Consider the following 25,118-nt stretch of genomic DNA (forward strand, 5'->3'; position numbering starts at 1 on the left):
AACATATTGGAAATTGTAGGGGGAGATGGATATGTTTTGTGATAATTGTGGAACGGAGCTTAAGGACGAGACTGTTTTTTGTTATAAATGTGGTACTAAGGTTGATGGGGGTATGGATGAGGAAATATTTCGAAAAGATAGTCCTCATATAAACAAAAGGTTTAAATTCATAATACCAATTATTTGTTTTATATTTGCAATTATATTTAATTTATTATGCTATGTTTATGAAAGTAAAGTAACAGCAAGGGTTGAAAATATGCGGCAGCAAGCTGAAGAATTAGCATTAAAAGATAAAATTTCAGAAGCCGCTAATTTAATTGATAGTGCTTTAGCTTTAAGACCAAATAACAAGACACTTCAATCAGATAAAATTGTTCTTAAAGATGGAAAAAATGTTGATGTACATATAACTAATGTGGAGAGTTACATAAAGAAGCAAGACTATACAAAAGCATTATCAGAATTAGATATTTCTAATAAAGAGATTGTAAATAATAGTGGAAGTTTTTATGATATGCTAAATAGTAATATAGAAAATAAAAGAACAGGAGTAACAATTCTTCAAATAAAAAGTGAAATGAATAATAAAAATTCCATAGATGAATTAAATAGCCTATTAGTTAGGGTTGCAATTTATAATGTTGTGGAAGCTAAAGACACAGCAGAAGCCATTAAGATAAAAATAGTTGATATATCATATAATAAGGCTAATGAATTTCTGAAGAAAAATGGTTTTTCAGATGCGCAGGCAGCAATAAATGAAGGATTAAAATATGATGCTAATAATAAAAAACTTTTGTCCTTTAAGGATTCCATCGAAAAACATAAACAAGATTTTGAATTGCAAGAGAAAAACAGAATAGAACAAGCTATGGTGTCAGCAGCAAAGGAAGATGAAAATAATAGGACGAATGCATTGGAAATCCTGGAAACTAAAACAATATTAGATGAATATGGTGATTGTGTTATTAGTGGTCAAGCCAAAAATATAGCTACAAAATCCATAAGTTCTATACAAATATATTTTACAATTTATGATATTGATAATAATGAACTGGGTACAGATTATGCTTACATATCTCCAGATTATTTAGAGGTAAATGGCACTGGAAATTTTGAAACTGTTGAATATGGAATGCCAAATGCAGATCATATCAAAGTTACAAATACTACTTGGTATATTAGATAAAGGGGGCGGGATTAAATGCTTCAAAAGAACAAAAGTTTAATTATTTCTTTAGTAGTATCTTTTGTAATTATTGTATCTGGACTTATAAGTGCTTATTTTATACATACTACTATGAGTAAGAAAGCGTCTAATGAAACTTCGAAATTAAAAAGTTTGGAAGTTGCAAAAAATATTAACGAAAAAAATAAAGATTTAAAAACAATAATACATGAAAGTCAAAAATTTGTAGTGTCTATAGAGGTAGAGACAGATAGTGGTAGTGTAATAGGGTCAGGTTTTTTATATAATAATAAAGGGGATATCATTACTAACGGTCATGTAGTAAGTGATGCTTCTAGTGTTACTATAAAAATGGCAGATACTACAGTATATAAAGGAACGGTTATTGGTAGAAGTGATACTACAGATGTAGCCTTAATAAGGGTTCCAGAACTCGCTGGTAAAAATCCTTTTAAAGTTAGAAAAGATAAAAATTTAGAAATTGGAGATGAGGTTATTGCCCTTGGTAGCCCTTTAGGTCTTCAAAACACAGCAACAACCGGTATTATAAGTGGGGTCAATCGTGATTTTAACATTGAAAATTATCAATATAAAGGGGTTTATCAAATTTCAGCACCAATATCACCGGGAAATAGTGGAGGACCTTTACTTGATAAAATAACTGGGGAAGTATTAGGTATAAATTCAGCAAAGGTTGGAGATGAGACTATAGGTTTTAGTATTCCAATAAATCAAGTTTTGAGTTTAGTTGATGGTTGGGCAGCAAATCCATCAAAGGTATCAAATAATTCCGTAAAGTCTAATACTAATATTAAGCAAAATATATCAAAAGAAGATGCAGAATATATAGTTTCTTATTTTTATAATAGTTTAAATTCACAAGATTATGTAACAGCATATTATCTTCTAGGATCGGATTGGCAAACTAAAACTAGCTATGATAAGTTTAGAAAGGGATATTTAGATACATTATCCGTTGGCGTTGAAAGTATTAGCAGTGTTGTAGGCTCAGATGCCATAAAGGTAGTTGTTATTATAAGTGCCAATGAAAAAAATGGTGACGCAACTAAGTTAAGTAAATATAAGGCTACATATACTATTGAATTAGAAAATAATATACTGAAGATATTACATGGAGAATCCGCAAAAATTTAATATTTTGACAGATAGGAAAATGAAAACCTGGACTATAAGTCTAGGTTTAAAATTTGATTCATAGTCTTGTAATAATTGTGAAAATTCATTATATTTTGCATTTTATTGTCCAGATTTAAATAAGTAGCACACTTAGCTTATATTTATAATATAATTAGTTTATAATTAAGCTAGATTTCTGGGGGAGCTGATGTAATGGGTTTCAAAATAGATTTTGATTTTAATATTGAAGAAGATGAAATAATAAGGCTGCTTGGCTATAAGGGTTCAGAGCCTGACGAAGGAATTTTAGACAGTATCAGAGAAGAGATAGAAGCTTCCAAAGGATATCTTAATCCCCAAGTATGGTATAAAAAGATATTTATAAGAAATATTGAAAAGGACAAAGTTGTTCTTGAAAATGATATTGTTTTTGAAGGGGAATTTATAGTTAAAAAATTAAAGGGTTGTAGTTATATATTTGCTATAGTTTCTACAATAGGAATAGAAATAGATAAGATTATTAAAGAAGCCTTTGATGAAGATGATTATTTAAAGGCAATGATTGTAGATAACATAGGGACAACCTCTGTAGGGTATACAAATAAAGTGTTTTGGAACAACCTTGTTGATGGTTTAAAGAACACAAATGTTGGAATTACCCAAAGATTATCTCCTGGAGACACAGCTTGGCCTGTTTTTGAACAAAAGAAAATATTTGATTGTTTGAAAGAGATAGGGCTTGGTGTGGAATTATTACAATCTTGTCTTATGGTACCATTTAAATCAACTTCTACAATATTTGGTTTTGGTGAAGGTATCGGAATTACAAAACTAGAACACATTTGTAGCGAATGTAGCATGAAGAGTTGTAATTATAGAATGGATAATGGCATTGAGGTTGTAGTTAAAACTTATAATAAACAATATATAATAAAGGCTTTTAAAGGTCAAAATTTACTAAAAGCTCTAGTTGAAAACAATATATTTATTCAAAATCCCTGTGATGGTAAAGGCACCTGCGGAAAGTGTAAGGTTTTAATAACTAAAGGAATAGAGAAAAGTTGTGTGTCTGATGATGCACATATAAATATAACCGAGCATTTAAATCAGCTAGATTTAGAAAGTGGATTAAGATTAGCTTGTAAATTTAAAATAGTGAAGGATATAGAGTTAAGTATTTTATCTACAGATGATAGTATAGATGTATTAACAAAGGTTCAAGAGATTAGGATAAATATAAACCCTTATTTCCAAAAGAACTTTATTAATCTTGCAGCTCCAAATATTAATGATCAGAGGGATGACCTTTCTAGATTGAAAGATGGATTGAATGAAATAGCTGGAGGTTCACAATTTAATGACATGAGAATGGAATATAAAATTCTCTCTAATTTAAGCCAAATTATTAGAAAAGAGGGCTTTGGTGTTACTGCTTGTACATATGAAAATACATTAGTTTCACTTGAAAGTGGTGATACTTCTAAGAATTTTTATGGAATAGCAATGGATATTGGAACTACAACTATAGCCACCTATCTAATTAATATGGTAAATGGGGAGACTGTAGATATTATTTCTGAGGTTAATAATCAGAGAAAATATGGTGCAGATGTTATCTCAAGAATCAACTATACAATTGAAAATAAAGAGGGTACTCAGGTTTTAAAGAACTCTATTATAAATCAAATAAATGAGATGCTAGAAGTAATTTGCTTTAAAAATAGCATATCCCCAAAATTTATATATAACATGACTATTGCAGGCAATACAATAATGCTTCAAATGCTTTTGGGTATTTCTTGTGTAAATATATCCATGGCCCCATACATCTCAGTGTTTACTGACGACATGGATTTTAAGGGAGGGGATCTCCATATAAATATTGGTGGAGTGGTTAGCCTTTTACCCGGAATTTCAAGCTATGTAGGAAGTGATATAATTGCAGGAATACTAGCCAGTGGAATGATTGAATCAGATAAATATTCAATACTTCTAGACCTTGGCACTAATGGTGAAATAGCCTTTGGAAATAGGCAAGGAATAGTAGCCTGTTCAACAGCCGCAGGTCCTGCCTTTGAGGGTGCCAATATTAAATATGGAATAGGTGGAGTAAAGGGAGCAGTATCAAAAATTGATTTTTCAAAAGAAAAAATATATAAAACAATTGGAGATGAATTACCAATAGGTATTTGTGGTTCGGGTGTACTAGATGTAGTATCTGAGCTCTTAAAATATGAAATTATTGATGAAACTGGTAGAATGGTGGATGCTGAAGAGATTACAGATACAAAGCTAAGAAAAAGACTAGTTACTATTGAGGGAATGAAACAATTTCTTATTGAAGAGAAAGGAAAGAATAATTTTCCTATATATTTTACCCAAAAAGACGTCCGCGAGGTTCAACTTGCAAAGGCAGCAATTAGTGCTGGAATAAAAATATTAATTTCTGAAAAAGGTATTAATTTTTCACAAATAGAAAAAATATATGTGGCTGGTGGTTTCGGGAATTTTATGAATATAGATAGTACAATTAATATTGGAATGATTCCTAGGGAATTAGAAGGTAAAGTTTGTTCAATAGGTAATGGTGCTGGTAGCGGTGCTAAGATGTATTTATTATCAAAGGAGCAAAGGGAGAACACAGTACAAATAAAGAAGGTTACAAAATATATTGAATTATCAAATAGACCTGATTTTCAAGAACATTTTATGGATTCAATAATGTTTTGAAGCTCAATGCTCTATAAGTGAGCAAATTTCACAGGTTTATGGACATCAAGTTGTAGGTATTCTACTACAATGTGGTGATGTAACAATACCCTATCAGTTAAACCCTATGATAAAACTAGATAGTATTAAAGAAAACTATATGAAAAAACAGCATTAATATCTGTGAATATTAGTGCTGTTTTTGTGGTATATAATTAGTTATTGTGTAAATAGGTCCTTCACCAAACTCTCTTTTCGATTTAACCATTTTTTTCTCCAATTTCATTTATGAAATGCTACTATTTATGTTATATACTGTAGATAACCGTTGATGATAGGAACTCCCATAAATAAAGGCATATCTAAGAGTTTTTCTTAAATAAGCCTTTTTATAGCATTGTCTCGCATAGAAATAAAAATATTTTTCATTTAATAATCTACATAATAATTATCCCTGAAATAACATATATTTTTATTAATTCATTCGCTTTATATGAATATTTCGAAGTAAGACCTCCACAAAATCCTAATCAACTCATCGTAACAAAATAGAAATAGCACCAGATATTATAGATAGAATAGCAAGGATTATGCCTATTTTAGTATGTGTATTAATTAGTTGATTATATTTTTTTTGAGTTTTCTTTACGTCTTCGTTAGACACAATTTCATTTGGATTTTTATCTCCATATTCAGCATGTATATATTTTGAAAATATTTCCTTATTTTTATTTATTTTAATCATGTTATATATCATACCTAAAGAGGAAGTTAAATAAATTATAAAAGCTACCTTGTCTAATAAATTCACCCATCTCATTTTTCTCCCCCATTCCTTCATATTATTTATCTCTATGCACCATTTTCTTTTCCATAGTAAATAACCAATAACAAATCATATTAGGTAAACACTCTCTTAAATATAACAGTTCAGAGTTTGAAGCATCACAATAATTTTCATTAATATGATATATAGTGAAGAAACTCTCATTTAGCAATTCATCTTCATATTCAGTCACATCACTCGGACTTATCTTTCCAATCAGTTGCTCCATCATTTCACTTTTATCTATAGTAGAAATTAAATATCTGTTAATCAAGTCGCTCAAAACCTTTAACAGCTCTCTCTTTTTCATGCTCGTAACTCCTCTACTGATAATCCACAGTATTATACAATTGTTCAAGTATCGTGTATTTACGATTGACGAAGAATTTATGAAGAATGCGTCTTACCTTAAACATTAATCATCAAAATTGGGTTTCTTATTAAAATTTCTATTACGTAGAACAAAATTACAATCAAGTCCACTATTGTCTTCTATTGTATCTGGGTAATATCTATCAATGAAATCTCCTGTATCAACAGATTTAGGAACTCTTAAAAAGCGTGAATACATCTCCACACCCGTAGATAGTTCATCAATAATACTAAAACAGTCAATAGCCTCAATGAACTTATGATTAATCAATTCGCCATAAGGATTTGTATAATCCATTTCCATTTCTCTTGCTTTCTTTTCAGCACTCTTATAGGCATGGTCAAAGGATTGTGCCTTTATTAGGACTATAGATTCTTCATAGGTTTTATTGTTATTTGTATAGTTATTATCTATCGTATCTGGTTCTGGTTCTCCAGATATGACATTTTCAAATATAAGTTTTACACTGAACCATTGCCATTTTGAAACACTATTCTTCTTCATTCTTCTTTACCTACTTTTCTCATATTATTGGAGTACTGTTAGTTCGTATAAAATTACAAGTATGTCCTTATTCAATTATATAGAATATTAATATGAATTTCAAAGATTTAACATGAAATTTCGGTTAGCCATACTACAGCACATTTGATGAAATTTAGTGATACATTAAGTTTCACCCTTTCATCATATTATTTTTAAGGTGAATTTTCAATGAGACAATGTCATATTGACGATAAATAAAATTATTAACTCTTTATTTTCAGTGGGTTATAACCATCAAAGGATTATTACAGTATATAATATTTAAGTAGATATAAGTAAGTAAATGGATTGAATAATTAAAATATTTTACAACCAGTATAAATGTAACATAATTTGTGCAAATTGATACAAGCTATAAAAAGATAATGATTATTGGAATTTTTGAACATATTAATGATATAATACTATTAATTGAAACATCTAAACAAATAAAACGGTGAAAGGACTATACTACATAAAGATGTATAATTTTTTTAACATTATAAATAGTGACAATTAAATTAGATATAATTATAATATGTCATTAAAACTTTATTTAAGGTGGTTTTTAGATGAAAAATAAAAAATATTTTCATATAGTTGCTTTGTTAATTACCATAATGTTGTTTTCTGTATCTAAACCAATAATAGCAATTTCTTTTATATTTCTTTATATTATAGCTATAAATTATCCAACTATATTATATTATATAGCTAGTATTAAATATTCACAAAAGAAGGTTGAGGAAGCAAATAGATATTTTGATAGGGTGGATAGATGTTTTTATTCACCTACAAAGTTAAGAATATCCTACTCATATTTTTTGCTTATACAGGGGCAAGTGGATAAGGCGGAAGGGCTAATAAAATCAATTTTAAAAAAAGAAATGAATGACAATGATAAAATAAATTTAAGCTTAAATTATTCATTAGTTATGTGGAAGAAAAATGACTTAGATAAGGCTATAGATATATTAACGAAATCCTATACTGATAATAAAAACACACTAATATATCAGAATTTAGGTTATTTTTTAATATTAAAGGGAGACTATAATAAAGCTTTAGAGTTTAATCTTGAAGCATTAGACTATAACTCTTCTGATTCCGGTATAATGGACAACTTAGCACAGACCTATTATTACTTGGAAGAGTATGATAAAGCTATTGAATTATATAATGAAGTTATTTCTAAAAAGCCTACTTTCGCTACCCCATATTATTATTATGCTCTTACACTTCTAAATAAAAATAATGAAGAAAAGGCTGTTGAAATTTTAAAACAGGGATTAGATTGCAAATTTAATTCTCTTAGTATAACTACAAAAAGAGACTTAGAAGCAAAGATTTTTGAGTTAGAGACGGGTTAGAATTGTTATAAAGTTGAATAATAATTATGGTCATATTCAAATAAAAATATTTAAGTCTTAATATAATTAACCCGCAGAATCTATAAAAGATTTTCGGGTTTTATTATATTTGTTTTTTTTATTTGGTTGTACAGAAATTTATATAAATACACAAAATTATAAAGTAAAAGGTATATTGGATGTAGCAACAGATATTATTCGCTTCACTGTCAATATCTGAAAATCAATGAATTCCGCATTCTCAGAGTTTGAGAACTTTAATAAATCAAAAACCCTTCACCCTTTAATTATAGAAGTGAATCGTCTTGTTACCTTCTTAATAAAGTATAGAATTTGTAGCGTAGATAGTATATTTTTTGAAGATATGTATAGTTTTTGTAGTTGTTTTGGTTGAAATAATGGGATAAAATGGTGGTATTGGGAAAATACATTGCAGAGAAAATGTAAATAAAGGTTTTTATGGTTCTGCAATAGAGTAATAAAGATAGGGGGGAATGTAATTTTTAGAGAAGATTTAAAATGAGGTAGACATAGGAAGAATTCAGGACACATCCTGTATTAAAGAATAAAAAGAAAGGGAGTTAAAATTATGGTAAAGATTTTATCTAAAATGCGAAAAGCGGCTGTAAGTATTTCTTTATTCATTATCGTTGGAGCATATACTGGCACAGTTCCTATTTTTAGTAATGTGGTGGTGGCTGCATATGACGGCATTTATTATGTAGCAACAACAGGTGATGACTCTAATGCGGGTACCATAGACAGACCATTCAAGACAATTTCTAAAGCATCCAGTGTTTTAAAAGCAGGGGATACATGTGTAATTCGTGGAGGAGACTATCATGAGAGTATGGCGCCTGTAAATAGCGGCACTGAAGGATCTCCCATTACGTATAAATCATATCCCAATGAGACTGTAACCATAAGCGGTTGCGATTCCTTAACAGGCTGGACACTAGATCAAGGAAACACCTACAAAGCCACTATGAACTGGGATATGGGGGCTGAAAATCAGGTCTTTGTAAATGGAACTATGATGAAGCTTGCCCAATACCCAAATTGGACAAATGATACAAGCGTTTTTGATTTGACAAGCTTTGCTCGTATGGATAGCGGTACAGCTACTTCCATTACCGATGCCGAACTAAACAAGCCTGACAACTACTGGGTTGGAGCTACTGTAATAGTGAAAGGGTGGTGGAGTACCCAATCTGCCATAGTTACGTCTTCAAAAGGTTCAACAGTGAATTTCTCGACATTGGGATGGTCAGACCAATATACTAACCCTTGCGCTGGTGCAAAGTATACCATTTGTGGAAAGTATGACCTCCTTGACAGGGATAGAGAATGGTATTATGACAAAAATACATCCACACTTTATTTACGTACTCCTAATGGAGGCGACCCAAATACAATGGTGGTTGAAGCAAAGAAGAGAAAGTATGCTTTTGACCTTACCGGACGTTCTTACATAAATATTGAGAACGTAAATATTTTGGGTTCAAGCATAACAACGAATAATGCAAATCATTGTAATATTATAGGCATTAAAGCACAATACCTGTCACACACAATAAACCTTCAGACCGCATATTCATACGATGATACAGGGATTGATCTTTCAGGAAGCTACAATACAATAAGAGATAGCCAAATAATATATAGCTCAGGAAATGGCGTTGTAGTAAGAGGAAACAATAACAATGTAATAAACAATGAGATTCATGAAACCGACTACATGGGGACATACAATGCATGTGTATCCTTGGCAGGAGGAAATCAGCACCTAGTTTCACACAATACACTTTATAATACCGGAAGAATTCTTATTGAGGGAGCAGGTTTCTGGGATAGCATTATTGAATACAATGATATCTCAAAACCTGGTCGTTTAAGCTTTGACTTTGGTGCTATGTATTTCTGCCGTACAGATGGCGGAAATTCCGAGATAAGGTACAACTTGGTACATGACTCAACTGACCAGGATGGAGGTATTCAAGGCGGAATAGACTTTGACTCCAATGTGCATTCCTTTTTGGTACATCATAATACAGTATGGAATTGTGACTCCAACAGTTTTTACTATGGAGGCCGTGATGACAATATTATTTTTTATGATAACCAAGGAACAAGTAAAGCTATAGCTAATACATCAGACTATAAATATAATAACCAGTTTCTGAATAATATTGTACAAGGTGGAGTTTCTTTTGAAAATGGAGCTGCAGAAGGCCCAGCTGGATATCAAGAAGGTAATGTAACAACAGGCTTTGACAAGAATAAGTTTGGAACTGCCGGATGTAATTTTCAAAATCCGCCAAACCCTGTATTTCAAAGATCAGCTCAACTGCCTGAATACAGGAATTTGTCCTTGAATTATGGATTTGAAAACACAATGGATGGATGGACAAAGACAGGAAACAGCAATGCTACACTTAATCATGATGTAATAATAAGACTTAACGACCAGAATCACAGCACTAGATCAGCAGATTATTCAGTAAAATTAGGCGATGGACAAAATGGTATCGAGCAGAAAGTAACAGGTTTGACTCCAAACACCTCCTATACATATTCTGGATGGGCCAGGGTAGCAGCAGGTGAAGAAGCATGGCTGGGAGCAAAGGACTTTGGAGGAGCAGATACTCACACTGCAGTTACTGATACAGCTACTGGTTGGAAGCATGTAATAATAAAATTTACAACAGGACAATCAAATACAAGTGCAACAATATATATGTGGAAAAATTCTACAGGATCTGGTACTGTTTTCGGGGATGATATAGGATTATGCAAAACAAGGATAATACCAACTGATCCAAATCTCATACCGCAATCGCAGATGACAGCGACCGCTACAAGCGAGGAAGCTGGAAAGGATCCTGCATCCAATGCAATAGATGGTGATCCATCTACAATATGGAATACAAAATGGGATAAATCGGACAAACTGGCACAATCAATCACCCTAAACCTTGGAGGTACTTATGATATTAGCAAGGTAGAATATCTTCCAAGGCAAGACGGGGGTATTAATGGAATTATTACAAAATACAATTTATATGTAAGCACTGATGGACAGGCGTTTACTAAAATAGTAGCCGATGGTATATGGAAACTAGATAGTTCAAAAAAGACAGCAGCATTTTCTTCAGTAAATGCGAAATATGTAAAGCTTGAAGCTGTAGAAGCAGGTAACGGCTGGGGCTCTGCTGCTGAGATAAATGTATATAAAGGTCAGCAACAACAAATATTCATGGAAGTACCACAATCACAGATGAAAGTAACCGCTACAAGCGAGGAAGCTTTAAAAGAACCTGCATCCAATGCAATAGATGGTAACCCATCTACGATATGGAATACAAAATGGGATAAATCAGACAAACTTCCTCAATCAATCACTTTAAACCTTGGAGGTACTTATGATGTTGCTCAAGTTAAATACCTTCCAAGGCAGGATGGTGCAATCAACGGAAGAATAACCCGCTACAATATGTATGCAAGCATCAACGGAACTGATTTTACAAAAGTCATAGATAATGGAATATGGGCAAATGATAATAAGGAAAAGACAGCAACCTTTGTAACAATGAGTGGAACAGTAAAAGCTGCATATATAATGCTTGAAGCTATTGAAGGGATTAATGGCTGGGCGTCTGCTGCTGAGATAACAGTAGAGGCAAAGCCTGCAACGCTAAAGAGCATCACAACACCTACAGCTATCACAGGATTAGCAAACGGAACAGCAAAGACAGCGGCGGCCCTTGGATTGCCTACCACAGTAACACTGGTTACTGATGCTGGAAATGTGAATGCCAATGTGACATGGAATGTAGATGGTTCAAGCTATGATCCATCAACAAAAACAGAGCAGAACTTCATCGTAAGTGGAACTGTAGCTCTACCAATAGGTGTGGTAAATCCGAACAGTATAGCATTTCAAACAAGCATTAGTGTAAATGTATATGCTATACCAGAATTAAAAGTGCCTTCAGATTTAACAGTAGAAGCTACTGGGGTAAAAACTCCGGTAAACATCGGTACAGCTGAAGTTACTAATGTTCCTGATGTAATCATTACAAATAATGCTCCAGCAGATTATCCTATAGGAACAACAACAGTAATATGGACTGCAACAGACAAAGGAGGCAATACAGTAACTGCGATGCAGAAAGTAATAGTAGTGGATTCAACAGAACCAACTATCAGCGTTGCCGCACCTTTGGGGAGTAAGACTACTGATACTTTTACTGTAGAATATAGTGCAACTGACATTGGGTCTGGAGTTAACAGTATAGAAGCAACATTAAACGGCATAAAGGTCACAAATGGCCAAGTTATCAGCCTTGCCTCACTTGGGGGTACAAACACCCTGAACGTAGTTGCAACTGATAATGCAGGTAATAAAGCTTCGAAATCAGTTACATTTGAAACCGTCATAGTAGCAAAAGTAGATGTTAATCCTAATACCCTAAACTTGAAGAGTAAAGGTGGGGAAAACTCATTTACTGCTTATATAGAGCTTCCTGAAGGCTATGATGTATTACTTGCTGATTTTGGTTCAATGATGTTAAGTGTAAATGAAAAAGTGATTTATGCCAAAGCTAGTCCTTTAGCCTTCGGTGATTATGATATGGATAATGTTAAGGACCTTATGGTGAAGTTCGATAGAGCTGAAATCATTGCAGCATTGGGAAGTGTAAATGGAGATATAAGTATTACAATTAGCGGCAAATTAAGTGATGGAAAGACATTTGAAGGAAGTGACACTATAAAGGTTATTCACTAATTTTACCTTATTTCAAGGGTGCTTCGGGATGAAGCACCCTTAATTTCATATTTTATCAAATGGAGATGTTTTGTTCATGGATCTTTGTAAAATGAATCAGCAGGGCTGGTTTTGGTAAGGTTGTTTTTATAATTAAAGAAGAAATGAAGGAAGATTTCCATGAGAAAATTGGAAGAAGAATAGGAAACTTAGTTGATACTGACTATGTGTAATTCGGAGAATTCATATTTTAAGAATTAGAGACAGTTTAATTTGGAACGTATTTATAAAAAAATACAAGGTTTATTTATATTAAGATGGATTACTTTCTTGATGAACCGTACCTGAATTAACCTGCAACTTTTCTTCTATTTCCAATAATATTTTCTGTTCGTAATACATTATTAAAAAGCAAACAATACTTGAGATAAATACTAAGATAAAGGTGGTGACTTTAAAGAATATAAATCCTACAACAAGGAAGCTAGCCAAATTTAAGAAGGTAACATTAATCTTTCTAAAAGCGTAATATGATGATAATTTAATAATATTACTAGATTTCATATAAAAACGTGATAGTATTGGTAAGATATAAAGTCCCATCATAAATATAAAAACAATAAATACATACATAATAATTGTAAGGATTGGTGGAAAATTTTGAGAGATGAAAAATCGTGTATCAATAAATAGTATGATTATTAAAACCATTTCAAGTGTCCATAAAAATAGAGACTGAATAAAGTTCGCTTTATAAGCTTTAAAGAAGTCGTTAGTAATATTTATATCTTTTTCCCTAACAAGCTTACCCATAACACTAAAAAGTGCAGTTGCAGCAGGCCCAATAGGAATACAACATATAAATGCAATAACACTTAAACCTTCTGGAAGTGGATTTGTGCCATTAGATAAAACAGTTAATAGTATAAAAACCAATGGTATATTCATAAGTAAAAAGTATAAATTCCCCAGAAAGAACCAAAATATATAGTTTGTTATGGTATAAAAAGGTCCTTCGCCAAATTCGCTTTTAGTTTTAGCCATTTTTTCCTCCAATGCATTTATAACATGCACGCAAAATATTTTATAATTAGTTAAATTGTAACACGATTTGTAAGGAATGGGAATAGGCGGAATCTATAAAAAACATTAATAAATTTTGTTATATATTACAGAGTTATTTAATATGATCATTTGTTCATAAAATGTTCACAAAAAAGACCAAATACTGACATAACAAATTGATACTATATACTTTAAAGGAATTTATTACATAAAAATAATGCTTATAGGGGTGAAGGAATTGATAGAAATTGAAAACGTAACCAAACGTTACGGCGAGCAAGTGGCATTAGACGGGATTAACATCTCAGTTAAAAAAGGTGAAATACTTGGGTTTCTTGGACCTAATGGTGCCGGTAAATCTACAACCATGAACATACTTACAGGTTACATTTCTGCGACAGAAGGAAGTGTAAAAATTGATGGATTTGATATACTTCAGAGTCCAGAAGAAGCAAAGAAAAAAATAGGCTATCTTCCTGAAACACCTCCTCTTTACTTGGATATGACTGTAGAAGAGTACCTAAAGTTTGTTCATAGAATAAAAAAGGTAAAGGCTGATGCAATTAAGCCAAGCATGGCAAGAATTATGGATTTAGTAAAAATAACTGATGTAAGAAAGAGGCTTATAAAAAATCTTTCAAAAGGATATCGACAAAGAGTTGGATTAGCTCAAGCTATAGTAGGTGATCCAGAAGTACTTATATTGGACGAACCTACCGTAGGGTTAGATCCTAAGCAGATAATTGAGATAAGAAATTTAATACAGAAAATAGGTAAAACACATACAATTATATTAAGTTCTCACATTTTGTCAGAGGTAAGCGCTATTTGTCATAGAGTATTAATAATAAATAAAGGTAAGATTGTTGCAAGTGGTACTCCTGAGGAATTATCCAGAAAAGTAAACAATAGAAATAAAATTCTTCTAAGAGTCAAGGGGGCAAAACTGGAGATTTATAAGAAAATTAGAGAAATGGAAGAGGTTCAGTTAGTTAAGGAACAGGGAGTTCATGAACAAGGCACAGTAGACATTCTCGTAGAAGCTAAGCCGGATATAGATATTAGAGAAAAACTGTTCCTTACATTAAGCCATGCAGGTTTCTCAATTTTAATGATGAAGGGTAAAGATATAGATCTTGAAGAGATATTCTTAGAGGTTACTAATACCCGCAATGAAGGAGGGATTAAATAATGCTAGCTGTGTTTTTAAAGGAGTTTAGATCATATTTTACATCAGCTATAGGGTATATTTTTATAGGGATTTTTCTTTTAATTACCGGTATTTTTTTTGCGCTTTCAAATCTGTTACCGGGTAACCCATCTTATAATAGGGTGCTTTCAAGCATAATTACCGTATTTTTATTTATAATTCCTGTATTAACTATGAAAATTATGTCTGAAGAAACTAAAACTAAAACAGACCAATTATTATTTACCTCACCATTAAAAATTACAGATATTATATTAGGTAAATACTTTGCAGCTGTAGCTGTTTTTTTAATATCACTTATAATAACTATTCTATATCCATTAATTTTGAGCATGTTTGGAACTGTTTCGGCTCCAGAAGTTTTTGCTGGTTATATAGGACTCTTTTTACTAGGAGCTTCGTTGATTGCTATAGGGGTATTTATTTCTAGCTTAACAGAAAATCAGGTAGTTTCGGCAGTTATTACCTTTGGAACATTACTTTTTATATGGATGATAGATTCTATACAACAGGGACTTCCAAGCTCTAGAACTGCAAGCATAATTTTTGTGATTATTATAGCTGCAATCTTTGCTTTGATTGTATATTTCTCAACTAAGAGCATTATTACATCGGCGATTACGGCGCTGGTTGGTATGATAATTATAGTTAGTTTGTACATTGCAAAAAAAGAAGTTTTTGATGGACTACTACAGAAAGTTTTTGGCTGGTTTTCACTTATAAAACGTTATAATATGTTTCAACAGGGGATATTAAGTTTGAATTCAGTAGTATATTACTTATCTTTTTGTGTGGCATTTGTATTTTTAACTATAAGAATAGTTGATAAGAGAAGATGGAGCTAAGGGGGAGAAAAGATGAAAAAGTTAGAAATAAAAAAGTCTTTCAAGAATAATAAATTTAAATATGGTGGATATGCTACGTTGCTAACATCAATTGTATTAATAATACTATTAGTTGCAAATCTAGTGGTTGATCAAATGGATTTTAAATTTGACATGACAAAAAATAAATTATACTCATTATCAGACCAATCCTATAAAGTGATGGATAAATTAACTCAGGATATTAACATAATTAGTTTTTATAAGGCTGGAAATGAAAATCAGGGGATTGTTCAAATATTAAATAAATATCATGATCATAATAAGAAAGTAACACTAAAATATGTAGATCCTATTACAAACCCGCAGATATCAAAAAAATATAGCAAGGATGGAAGCTCTGTTGCAGAGGGGAATATTGTAGTAGAGAGTGGGAGCAAATTTAAGGTTATAAACGAAGCAGATTTATATAATACAACCCAAGATCAAACTACTGGTCAAACTTCTGTGCAGTCTCTTGCAGTAGAACAAAAAATTACTGGAGCAATAATGTATGTAGTAAACAGTAAGAACTCAGTGGTTTATATGTTACAAGGACATAATGAACAGGCATTGGCACCTGAGGTTATGGCGGATTTGAATAATCAAAATTTCCAGTTAAAGCCCTTGAATTTATTAACAGGTGATTGGAAACCTCAAGTTGGAGACATGCTTCTTGTAAGTTCTTCAGCAACAGATTTATCAAGTGATGAATTAACAAAGTTAAAGGACTATTTTTCAAAAGGTGGTCATGGAGTATTTTTAATGGATTTAACAAAGACTGATCTACCTAATTTTAAAACTTTAATGAGTACTTTTGGTATTGAAATTCAAAGAGCTATAGCATTAGAAGGGGATGCGCAACATAGTCTTCAGCAGAAGCCATTATTTGTTGTGCCTAATATGGATAGCCATGATATTGTAAATCCTATGATTTCCGCTAAGATACCAGTCCTTTTCCCATATGGGCAACCAATACAACAGTTAAAGATTAAGAAGTCTTCACTGAAAATTGAACCATTGCTTACAACTACAGATAAGTCATGGGGAAAGATAAATATGAGTAGTCAAAGTATAGAAAAAGAAGCAGGAGACATAGCTGGTCCCTTTGATATTGCGGTTGCTATAACAGATAATCAAGATTCAAGCAAGCCTGAAAATAATGCGAAAGTTGTTGTTTTCTCAAGCACCGCATTCATAAGCTCACAGTTTTCTAGTGCAACAGCTGGAAACTTAAATCTTTTCATGAATAGTATGAATTGGGTACAAGATCTAAAAGGTAATATTGCTATTTCACCCAAAGATGTTACTAGTGAACCATTAAAAATTACCAGCTCACAAGCTTTAGGGTACTCAGGCTTTGTTATAATAGTGATACCAGCAATAGTTTTAATTGCAGGAGTTATAGTTTGGTTAAGGAGGAGACATCTATGAAGAAGCTTAAAAGTATTATTGCTTTAATTGTTATTTTAATACTATTGGGTGGAGTTTATTTTTATAAAACTAGCCATCCAGCTAAGAGTAACAAAAATGCAAGCACTTCAAACGCTTCAACAAGTAGTGTACAGGTATGGAAAATAGATAGCACTAAGGTCTCAAAGGTAATCCTTACATCTGGAAAGGTTAAAAATACACTTGTGAAAAGTGGAAATAACTGGACCATTCCTAACTATAATTATAAGCTTGACCAAAACGCTATTAATTCAATAACTGATAATGTAATAAATTTATCAGCTAGTAGTATAGTTGAAAATGATCCTAAGGATTTAGAGAAGTACGGCTTGAACAATACTACTATAAGCGCAAATGTATTAGGGGACGGTTCACAAAAAGATTTATATATTGGAGACAAAACCTCGGATGGAAATAGCTATTATGCAATTGTAAAGGATGATAATAAAATATACTTAATAGCTGCTTCTACGGTGGACTATTTTGGTGTAAAACAGGCAGACCTTAGAGATAAAACAATAACCGCCATAGATGGACAAACACTTTCATATATTAAAATTGTTCAAGCAGGAAGTCCAACCATCGAGCTTACACCAAATAGTGGACAGAACCAAACTGAGGCAAAGAACGGCATAAATGCTTTTAAGATGATTCAACCCTATAGCGTTGAGGCAGGAGCGGATGATCAGAGGCTTCAATCCTTGGCATCAGCAATTCCAAATTTAAAAGCTAGAGAAATAGTTGACGATAATCCTAAGGATTTAAGTATTTATGGATTAAATAACCCTACCCTGGACATTACTTTAAAAGATAGTAAAAATAATCTTCACTTTATTGTTGGTAAAAACAAAGATGACAATAATGTATATTTTAAAACAATGGACAGCAATACAATATATACTATGGATAAGATTCAAACAGATGCGTTTAAATTAAAAGCATTTGATATTGTTATAAAGCTTGCTTATATAGTAAATATTAATGATGTAGACAAGATTACTGTTGATGCAAATGGAAGTAACAATATAATAAATTTTTTCAGAAATACTAAAAAATCTGAAAAGTCCGGAGATCCAGATACTGTAGTAACTAAGTATAAAGTAAATGACAAGAGTATAGAAGAGGAAAAGTTTAAATCCTTCTACCAGGAAATGATAGGGCTTTCGGTGGATTCGGAAAATGATAAAAAACTTGAAGATAAGCCAGAAGTCAGTATTACCTTTAACCTTAATAAGGGAAGCAAAAAACAAGAAAAAATAGATTATGTGCCATACAATGATCAGTTCTACGCTGTATTCAGAAGCGGTAAATCAGATTTTGTAATATCAAAAGATAAAGTTAATAAAATGATAACAGATTTAAAGAAACTTAAATAAGAGACTGTTCATTACTTTTCTTCAAAGAAGAAAAAAGTAATGAACAGTCTCTTAACTTTTCTTTTTAGCTGTCTCTAATTTATAATTTGTTAATGAAATTCCAAAATATTTCTTGAAGGTGGTATAGAAATAGTTGTTTTTTTCCAAACCTACCTTTTCTACAATTTCATTTACTGACATATTGGTTTTATTCATGTAGTACTTTACCTTTTCCATTCTTATGTCTAGTATATATTCTGAGACTGACTTTCCTGTGGAGTTTTTGAATAACCTACCAACATAGACTGAAGACATCAAAAGGGTGTCTGAAATACTATTTAGACATAGGTTTTTATCCTGGTAATTTTCATTAATAATAGTAATAATATTTTTTATCATTGTGCTGGATTTGGTATGTTTAGTTGAATCTACAGATTTTACAATTTCCTCAAATATATTTATAAAGGTTTGATTGATTTCGTCTATGGTCTCATAGTTTCCCACTTCACTAAAAAATTCACTAAAAGTGTGTGACAAATTTGTAGAGCTTTTTTCTATTATGTTACTTGAGGCATTATAAATTGAAAAAATTAAATATATTATTGAAGCCATGATATTATCATAAGAATAGCTTGAAATAGTTGATATAATACCATAATACGCTTCCTTGGCTCGTTCAATATCACACAGATTTAAAGAATCAAGAACAATTTTACCTTTTGATAAGGGGAATACAAAATCATCAACGTGTATAGCTTCCAGAACTGATGGAGTAATAATGGATTTATGGCCATATTTTAATCTATACATAGAAATATCTAAGGTGTTATTATATAAAAATGGTATATTTTCTGTCTCGTTTACCAGATATCCCAATGCAGAGGAAAGAGATATGTGCAAGTATTTATCCACATATTCTTGAATTTTTGAAACCATGGTCTTAACAGTGCTATGTATTGTTTCAATACTTTTCTCATCATCATTAATATTAATAAGAACAGAGAAATGGTCAGTACCTATATCTACGATTTCATTGATATAATGTTCAGAAACAATTTCAATGGCTATATTTGAAATTGCATATTTATAAAGTGTCCTGTCCTTATCATCGTATTTAACTACAAAATTTTTGTAGTGATCAATCTTAAGTATAAACATAAAAATACTTTTTTTAAAATTGAGGTCAATGTTTAGATCTTCTACAGTGTTGGAAATATCGCTTTCTAATACTGACACATTTCCCATTAGTAGGTCTTTGAGATAAATATTTTTCAGATTCTCAATATTATTATTATTGAAGCTCTCAAGTTTGGTTGCTTTGTCGAAGATCTTAGTAAAAGCACTAGAAAGGAAGCTTAATTCATCAGTATTTTTCTCAGAGGTGCCAAAAATACGTAAGCTCTGTCTTACGTTGTTTGTAAGGGTACCAATTGGATAATATAGCTTTTTGGAAGCAATAAAAGAAAAAAACAATCCTAAAAGTAAAACTAAAATAGAGAAACAGATAGTAACTAGCTTCATCTTATCAATACTTGAAAAAGCCGATTTATATGGTGTCATACTTATAAACTTCCACTTTAAAGTATTTGAAGATACATATGAAATAACATATTTTTTCCCATCCATCCTTTCGATAAAAGAACCAGAAGGAACTTTTGAAGATAAAATATGCTTAATGTACTTTTCATTTGAAATTGTTTTCATAAACATTCCGATTTTTGAATGGCTCATTACTACTCCATTTTCATTAATAACAAATAGTTCGCTTCCCTTGTGTGATAAATTATCATATAATGTCAATATTGTATTTCTTAGCCAATCTGTATTTATATTTAAAATGATAGCTCCACCACTGGTATCATACATTAAATAGGTATAGACATTAGTAAATTTTGTAGGCTTTTCATGATAAGCCCCAGGGATAGCAGCCATTCTAGGAAAAGGTCCAAAATCAGATTTTATATTCTGTGGCTTATTTTTCACCATTTTAACAATTTCCTGATCATAAAAATAATCACTGCTGTAAAAGGTTCCGGTTTCAGTAGAAATAAAAGTATCAAGCTTTCTATTGTAAATATAAAGTGAATGTATATATAAATTAGGTAAAGTTAAGTTTTCTAGATTACGGAGGGTATTACCTATGCTTATTAAATCTTCAGTATTACTGTTAATAAATGCTGTAGTGTAATTGTTTAAATAAACAGACTTACAGAAATTATTTGCTATATTGTCCATGTATGTAGAGCTATAGCTTGTTTGAGAGAGAAAGGTAGTGTTTGAACTGCTAAGGTTATCCATAGCTGATTTAGAATTATAAAAATATAATACAAAGGATAATATCATTATTAATATAGAGATACTTATGGAGAAAGACATTAACAGTTTCTTGTATACGCTGTTATTTTTACGTGCTTTTTTAATAATCATTATTACCATCCTAACATTTTTATTGATACCATTAAAATTAATATGGATAATTTTAAAACATGTACCTTTATTTGTTATATTTAAATTATTATAGCATGGTAACAAATAAAAATAAAGAAAAGAGGGATGTTTTCAAGGTAATATTAAAAATATCGTTAAACCAAGTATTTTCATAGGCTTTATCATGGAGATAACAATATACTAACAATTTTTTAGAGAAAAGTATAAATTTCGTTGTTTGTTCTTTACTATATTTTGAAGATTTCTATTGTTTTTATTGTTTGTTTGTTTGAAAGTATATGCTAGGATGGTTTTAGTGGCAGAAAATGAATCATAAGAATTACGAAAGGGATGAGTAAATGACTAGATTGACGAATGCAAATCTATCTAAAAAAAATAAACCATCTTTATCTAAAGGTTTTATAAAAGAAATTTTAAAAAACAAGACTTTTTATTTAATGATGCTTCCAGGAATTCTTTATATTTTATTAGTGTATTATGCTCCGATGTTTGGAATTGTAATTGCTTTTAAAGACTATAACCCTATACAAGGCATATTAGGAAGTAAATGGGTGGGTTTTAAAAATTTTGAATTCTTTTTTAAATCTCAATCCGCCTTAACCGTTACCTTTAATACTTTATTTTATAATACGATTTTTATAATTGGAGGACTGGGATTGGCGGTTTTCGCAGCAATGATGCTGAATGAAATTAAAAATAAGTTTCTGTCATCTGTGTATAAAAGCATAATATTTTTCCCTTATCTTATTTCCTGGGTTGTAGGGTCCTATTTATTGTTTTCACTTTTGAGTGTAGACAGGGGATTAGTAAACCATATTTTCCAATTCTTTGGTAAAGAGCCTGTACAATGGTACATGGAAGCTTCGCATTGGAGATTTATAATACCACTTGCCTATATGTGGAAAAATGTCGGTTATCTATCTATAATATTTTTAGCGGCAATAACGGGTATTTCAACTGAGTACTACGAAGCAGCTGAAATTGATGGTGCAACCAATTTTCAGAAAATGATTAAAATCACCTTACCTCTAATTGCGCCTGTAGTAATTACAATGTTTCTCCTTCAAGCAGGTAAAATATTCTTTGGAGGTTTGGGAGACTGGGGAATATTTTATAATCTTCCAAGGGAATCAGGAATGTTATTTAGTACAACTGATGTAATCGATACCTATGTTTTTAGGTCACTAAGACAGATGAACGACGCGGGAATGACTGCAGCTGTTGGTTTATACCAGTCTGTAGTAGGTTTTGTACTTGTCCTGGTAGCTAATTTTCTTGTGAAAAAATATGATCCTGACAGCGCATTATTTTAGGAGGATGGATAAATGAAAAAAAAATTTAGTATCTCAACAGGTATTGTACATTTAATTTTTATATTAGTTAGCATATTTTGTATTTTACCATTGCTGTTGGTGGTATCTATTTCTTTAACTAACGAGGGTTCTGTTTATAGAGAGGGGTATCATCTTATTCCCAAAATATTCAGTTTTAAAGCATATGAATTTATTTTTTCAGCAGGCTCACCAGTTTTAACTGCATATTTGGTTACTATTACAGTGACAGTTGTAGGAACCTTATTACATCTGTATATAACATCCATGTTAGCTTATGGTCTTTCAAGAAAGGAAGTTAAATATAGTAAGGTAATTTCATTTTTCGTATTTTTCTGTCTTCTTTTTTCGGGAGGGCTTGTTCCATGGTATATACTACTGACAAGATATCTTCATATGAAGAATTCGATAGTTGTTCTCATTTTTCCATATCTTGTTTCTGTTATTAATGTACTAATTATGAAGAATTTTTTCAAAGGGGTACCAGAGTCTATTATTGAAGCGGCAAGAATTGATGGTTCTGGGGAGTATAGTACTTTTTTAAAGATAGTCATCCCCATTTCGAAACCAGTATTTGCAACCATCGGGTTATTTATAGCTGTTTTCTATTGGAATGACTGGATGACTTGCTCACTCTTTATTGATAATACTAAATTATATTCTTTACAGTTTCTTCTACAGTCCATTATGAATAATATTGCTTATCTACAGGGTAATCCATTGACTGAAAAAATTGCGCAAAACCTTCCTGATGAGACTGCTAGGATGGCTACCTGTGTTATTGCGATGGGCCCCATAATATTGGCTTATTCCTTCCTTCAAAAATATTTTGAAAAGGGACTTACACTTGGAGCTGTAAAAGCCTAACAGACTTTTCCTAGAGAAATCTAGATAAGTAAATATATAATAAATTTTAGGGGGAATATTAATGTACAAAACTAAAAAAAACATTGCTCTTGCCATGGCGCTTGTAATGGCAACTTCAGCTTTGTTTACAGGCTGTGGATCAAAAAAAGCTGTAGTGACGAAATCGGAAGCAACGAAATCGGAAGCATTGAAGGAGGTAGAACTAAGCTATTACTTTCCAAACACACCTCAGAAAAATATAGAAGCTGTTAATGTGGAGTTCAACAAATTAGTTAAAGCGAAAATAAACGCAACAGTAAAGCTTAATATTGTAGACTGGGGAACATATGACCAGAAGATGAACGTAATGATGGCTGGAGGTGATTCATATGATCTCTGTTTTACAGCCACTTGGGCAAACAATTTTTATCAGAATGTTGCAAAGGGTGCATTTAAAGATCTTGATAAGCTTATTGACCAGTATGCTCCTAAGACTAAAGCAGTAGTACCTGATACCTTCTGGCAAGTAGCTAAGGTTAAGGGTAAAACCTATGCTGTACCTAACTTCCAAAGTGCAACTGCAGGATTTGGATATACTGTTCAAAAGCCTATTGCAGATAAATATAAATTTGACTGGAAGGCTGCAAAACAATGGTCAGATCTTACCCCGTTACTTGAACAGGTAAAAAAAGGCGACCCAAACCTAATACCTTTTGAATATAACAAGAATGTCGATCCATTTTTATGCGGTACAATTTTATATGGTATGGAGGCACTTGGTGATTCTAAAACACCAGGGTGGATATATTTAAATGACAAGAGTTTAAAGGTAGTTAACCAGTATGATACACCAGAATTTAAGGATTATATCAAACTCATGAGAGATTGGTATCAAAAGGGCTATTTAAGAAAAGATGCTTCTTCCTTAAAAGATACAGATGCTGATAGAAAGGTTGGAAAGAATGCAGTTCAGTTTGGACAGATTGATTTAGGAACTACAGACTATGAAAAAGCAGGTATGCCTTCTCAAGGTAGAATGTTCGCAAAATCAGGAATTGAATCTTATGATGTGAAATTTGTAGAACCAGTACTTACTACTGATAAAGCAGCAGCATCACTTACGGCAATATCTGCTAGCTCTAAAAATCCTGAAAGATCAATGATGCTTATAGAGCTTCTTAACAGTGATGCACAGATTGCAAATACTATTAATGATGGTATTGAGGGTAAGGATTATAAGAAGGTTGCACCAAACAAGATTGAAACTATTAAAGACAGCGGATATGGACTTCAATCCCCATGGGAGTTCGGGTTCATGGGTCTTTCATGGTATAGTGAGGGTTCACCAAAGGGCTCAGAGGTGGACGATATAGGTAATAAGATGTGGGAAGATTTAAATAAGAATGCAACTCCATCACCTGCATTAGGATTTGTATTTAGTATGGATAACGTAAAGACAGAAGTTGCAAATTGCAATAATGTAATTGAAGAACTCTACTATGCTATTAGTACAGGTACTGTTGATCCAGACAAGTTTCAGCCAGAATTAGTTGCAAAGCTTAAGACTGCTGGTTTAGACAAGGTTATAGCAGAAAAGCAAGTACAATTAGATGCTTGGAAAAAAACTAATGGTAAATAATCATATTCT

17 protein-coding genes are annotated in these 25,118 nt (G+C 31.8%); 12 read left to right on the forward strand and 5 right to left on the reverse strand.

Translation table 11 applies throughout. The features are described 5' to 3' along the window. Nucleotides 1-31 precede the first annotated feature (31 nt). The 3 genes from G9F72_RS06320 (at nt 32) to G9F72_RS06330 (ending at nt 5,059) form a co-directional block, all read left to right on the forward strand. Nucleotides 32-1,192, forward strand: coding sequence for an FxLYD domain-containing protein (locus G9F72_RS06320; protein WP_164956490.1), 1,161 nt, complete (start codon nt 32-34; stop codon nt 1,190-1,192). Nucleotides 1,193-1,207: 15 nt separating this feature from the next. Continuing rightward, nucleotides 1,208-2,347 carry a S1C family serine protease gene (locus G9F72_RS06325; protein WP_164956492.1) on the forward strand — a complete coding sequence of 380 codons (1,140 nt, stop codon included), beginning with the start codon at nt 1,208-1,210 and terminating at the stop codon, nt 2,345-2,347. Between the two features lie 195 nt (nt 2,348-2,542). After that, nucleotides 2,543-5,059 (forward strand): ASKHA domain-containing protein, encoded by a 2,517-nt coding sequence (locus tag G9F72_RS06330; protein WP_224675994.1) that lies wholly within the window; start codon nt 2,543-2,545, stop codon nt 5,057-5,059. 514 nt (nt 5,060-5,573) lie between these two features. Here G9F72_RS06330 and G9F72_RS06335 read toward each other — a convergent pair. The 3 genes from G9F72_RS06335 to G9F72_RS06345 form a co-directional block, all read right to left on the reverse strand. After that, nucleotides 5,574-5,858, reverse strand: coding sequence for a hypothetical protein (locus G9F72_RS06335; RefSeq protein WP_164956494.1), 285 nt, complete (start codon nt 5,856-5,858; stop codon nt 5,574-5,576). A gap of 22 nt (nt 5,859-5,880) precedes the next feature. Continuing rightward, nucleotides 5,881-6,174, reverse strand: coding sequence for a hypothetical protein (locus tag G9F72_RS06340; RefSeq protein WP_164956495.1), 294 nt, complete (start codon nt 6,172-6,174; stop codon nt 5,881-5,883). 105 nt (nt 6,175-6,279) lie between these two features. Then, on the reverse strand, nt 6,280-6,741 hold the full coding sequence (locus G9F72_RS06345) for a DUF4288 domain-containing protein (RefSeq protein ID WP_164956497.1): 462 nt from the start codon (nt 6,739-6,741) through the stop codon (nt 6,280-6,282). Nucleotides 6,742-7,334: 593 nt separating this feature from the next. Between G9F72_RS06345 and G9F72_RS06350 the strand changes: the two genes are divergently transcribed. Both G9F72_RS06350 and G9F72_RS06355 read left to right on the forward strand, forming a co-directional pair. Beyond that, nucleotides 7,335-8,132, forward strand: coding sequence for a tetratricopeptide repeat protein (locus tag G9F72_RS06350; RefSeq protein WP_164956499.1), 798 nt, complete (start codon nt 7,335-7,337; stop codon nt 8,130-8,132). Nucleotides 8,133-8,721: 589 nt separating this feature from the next. Beyond that, nucleotides 8,722-12,921 carry a discoidin domain-containing protein gene (locus tag G9F72_RS06355; RefSeq protein ID WP_164956500.1) on the forward strand — a complete coding sequence of 1,400 codons (4,200 nt, stop codon included), beginning with the start codon at nt 8,722-8,724 and terminating at the stop codon, nt 12,919-12,921. A gap of 291 nt (nt 12,922-13,212) precedes the next feature. Here G9F72_RS06355 and G9F72_RS06360 read toward each other — a convergent pair whose 3' ends face one another. Then, the gene (locus G9F72_RS06360) at nt 13,213-13,944 is read right to left on the reverse strand and encodes a YesL family protein (protein ID WP_164956502.1); all 732 of its coding nucleotides are present in this window, start codon (nt 13,942-13,944) and stop codon (nt 13,213-13,215) included. Between the two features lie 259 nt (nt 13,945-14,203). On the opposite strand from G9F72_RS06360, the gene G9F72_RS06365 reads away from it, so the two are divergent. From G9F72_RS06365 to G9F72_RS06380, 4 genes are read left to right on the forward strand one after another with little or no spacing between them, the layout of a single operon-like run. Continuing rightward, nucleotides 14,204-15,157 carry an ABC transporter ATP-binding protein gene (locus G9F72_RS06365; protein WP_164956504.1) on the forward strand — a complete coding sequence of 318 codons (954 nt, stop codon included), beginning with the start codon at nt 14,204-14,206 and terminating at the stop codon, nt 15,155-15,157. Beyond that, nucleotides 15,157-16,020, forward strand: coding sequence for an ABC transporter permease (locus G9F72_RS06370; protein WP_164956506.1), 864 nt, complete (start codon nt 15,157-15,159; stop codon nt 16,018-16,020). The genes G9F72_RS06365 and G9F72_RS06370 overlap by 1 nt, the downstream gene beginning before the upstream one ends. 12 nt (nt 16,021-16,032) lie before the next feature. After that, nucleotides 16,033-17,472: a GldG family protein gene (locus tag G9F72_RS06375; RefSeq protein WP_164956508.1), complete on the forward strand. Its 1,440-nt coding sequence runs from the start codon at nt 16,033-16,035 to the stop codon at nt 17,470-17,472. Continuing rightward, nucleotides 17,469-18,866, forward strand: coding sequence for a DUF4340 domain-containing protein (locus G9F72_RS06380; RefSeq protein WP_164956510.1), 1,398 nt, complete (start codon nt 17,469-17,471; stop codon nt 18,864-18,866). Before G9F72_RS06375 ends, G9F72_RS06380 begins: the two co-directional genes overlap by 4 nt. A 51-nt stretch (nt 18,867-18,917) precedes the next feature. Here G9F72_RS06380 and G9F72_RS06385 read toward each other — a convergent pair whose 3' ends face one another. After that, nucleotides 18,918-21,272, reverse strand: coding sequence for an AraC family transcriptional regulator (locus G9F72_RS06385; RefSeq protein ID WP_164956512.1), 2,355 nt, complete (start codon nt 21,270-21,272; stop codon nt 18,918-18,920). Between the two features lie 359 nt (nt 21,273-21,631). On the opposite strand from G9F72_RS06385, the gene G9F72_RS06390 reads away from it, so the two are divergent. From G9F72_RS06390 to G9F72_RS06400, 3 genes are all read left to right on the forward strand, one after another. After that, the gene (locus G9F72_RS06390) at nt 21,632-22,606 is read left to right on the forward strand and encodes an ABC transporter permease (RefSeq protein WP_202054832.1); all 975 of its coding nucleotides are present in this window, start codon (nt 21,632-21,634) and stop codon (nt 22,604-22,606) included. Nucleotides 22,607-22,618: 12 nt separating this feature from the next. After that, nucleotides 22,619-23,491: a carbohydrate ABC transporter permease gene (locus tag G9F72_RS06395; protein WP_164956514.1), complete on the forward strand. Its 873-nt coding sequence runs from the start codon at nt 22,619-22,621 to the stop codon at nt 23,489-23,491. A 61-nt stretch (nt 23,492-23,552) separates the two neighbouring features. Further along, the gene (locus G9F72_RS06400; protein WP_164956515.1) at nt 23,553-25,109 is read left to right on the forward strand and encodes an ABC transporter substrate-binding protein; all 1,557 of its coding nucleotides are present in this window, start codon (nt 23,553-23,555) and stop codon (nt 25,107-25,109) included. The last annotated feature ends 9 nt before the right edge of the window (nt 25,110-25,118 follow it).

The organism is Clostridium estertheticum (assembly GCF_011065935.2).
GTDB lineage: Bacteria > Bacillota > Clostridia > Clostridiales > Clostridiaceae > Clostridium_AD > Clostridium_AD estertheticum_A.

What these genes read in the sequence shown, in the direction of transcription:
- G9F72_RS06320 (WP_164956490.1), top strand. Translation starts at nt 32, where the DNA reads ATGTTTTGTGATAATTGTGGAACGGAGCTTAAGGACGAGACTGTTTTT.
- G9F72_RS06325 (WP_164956492.1), top strand. Translation starts at nt 1,208, where the DNA reads ATGCTTCAAAAGAACAAAAGTTTAATTATTTCTTTAGTAGTATCTTTT.
- G9F72_RS06330 (WP_224675994.1), top strand. Translation starts at nt 2,543, where the DNA reads ATGGGTTTCAAAATAGATTTTGATTTTAATATTGAAGAAGATGAAATA.
- G9F72_RS06335 (WP_164956494.1), bottom strand. Translation starts at nt 5,858, where the DNA reads ATGAGATGGGTGAATTTATTAGACAAGGTAGCTTTTATAATTTATTTA.
- G9F72_RS06340 (WP_164956495.1), bottom strand. Translation starts at nt 6,174, where the DNA reads ATGAAAAAGAGAGAGCTGTTAAAGGTTTTGAGCGACTTGATTAACAGA.
- G9F72_RS06345 (WP_164956497.1), bottom strand. Translation starts at nt 6,741, where the DNA reads ATGAAGAAGAATAGTGTTTCAAAATGGCAATGGTTCAGTGTAAAACTT.
- G9F72_RS06350 (WP_164956499.1), top strand. Translation starts at nt 7,335, where the DNA reads ATGAAAAATAAAAAATATTTTCATATAGTTGCTTTGTTAATTACCATA.
- G9F72_RS06355 (WP_164956500.1), top strand. Translation starts at nt 8,722, where the DNA reads ATGGTAAAGATTTTATCTAAAATGCGAAAAGCGGCTGTAAGTATTTCT.
- G9F72_RS06360 (WP_164956502.1), bottom strand. Translation starts at nt 13,944, where the DNA reads ATGGCTAAAACTAAAAGCGAATTTGGCGAAGGACCTTTTTATACCATA.
- G9F72_RS06370 (WP_164956506.1), top strand. Translation starts at nt 15,157, where the DNA reads ATGCTAGCTGTGTTTTTAAAGGAGTTTAGATCATATTTTACATCAGCT.
- G9F72_RS06375 (WP_164956508.1), top strand. Translation starts at nt 16,033, where the DNA reads ATGAAAAAGTTAGAAATAAAAAAGTCTTTCAAGAATAATAAATTTAAA.
- G9F72_RS06380 (WP_164956510.1), top strand. Translation starts at nt 17,469, where the DNA reads ATGAAGAAGCTTAAAAGTATTATTGCTTTAATTGTTATTTTAATACTA.
- G9F72_RS06385 (WP_164956512.1), bottom strand. Translation starts at nt 21,272, where the DNA reads ATGATTATTAAAAAAGCACGTAAAAATAACAGCGTATACAAGAAACTG.
- G9F72_RS06390 (WP_202054832.1), top strand. Translation starts at nt 21,632, where the DNA reads ATGACTAGATTGACGAATGCAAATCTATCTAAAAAAAATAAACCATCT.
- G9F72_RS06395 (WP_164956514.1), top strand. Translation starts at nt 22,619, where the DNA reads ATGAAAAAAAAATTTAGTATCTCAACAGGTATTGTACATTTAATTTTT.
- G9F72_RS06400 (WP_164956515.1), top strand. Translation starts at nt 23,553, where the DNA reads ATGTACAAAACTAAAAAAAACATTGCTCTTGCCATGGCGCTTGTAATG.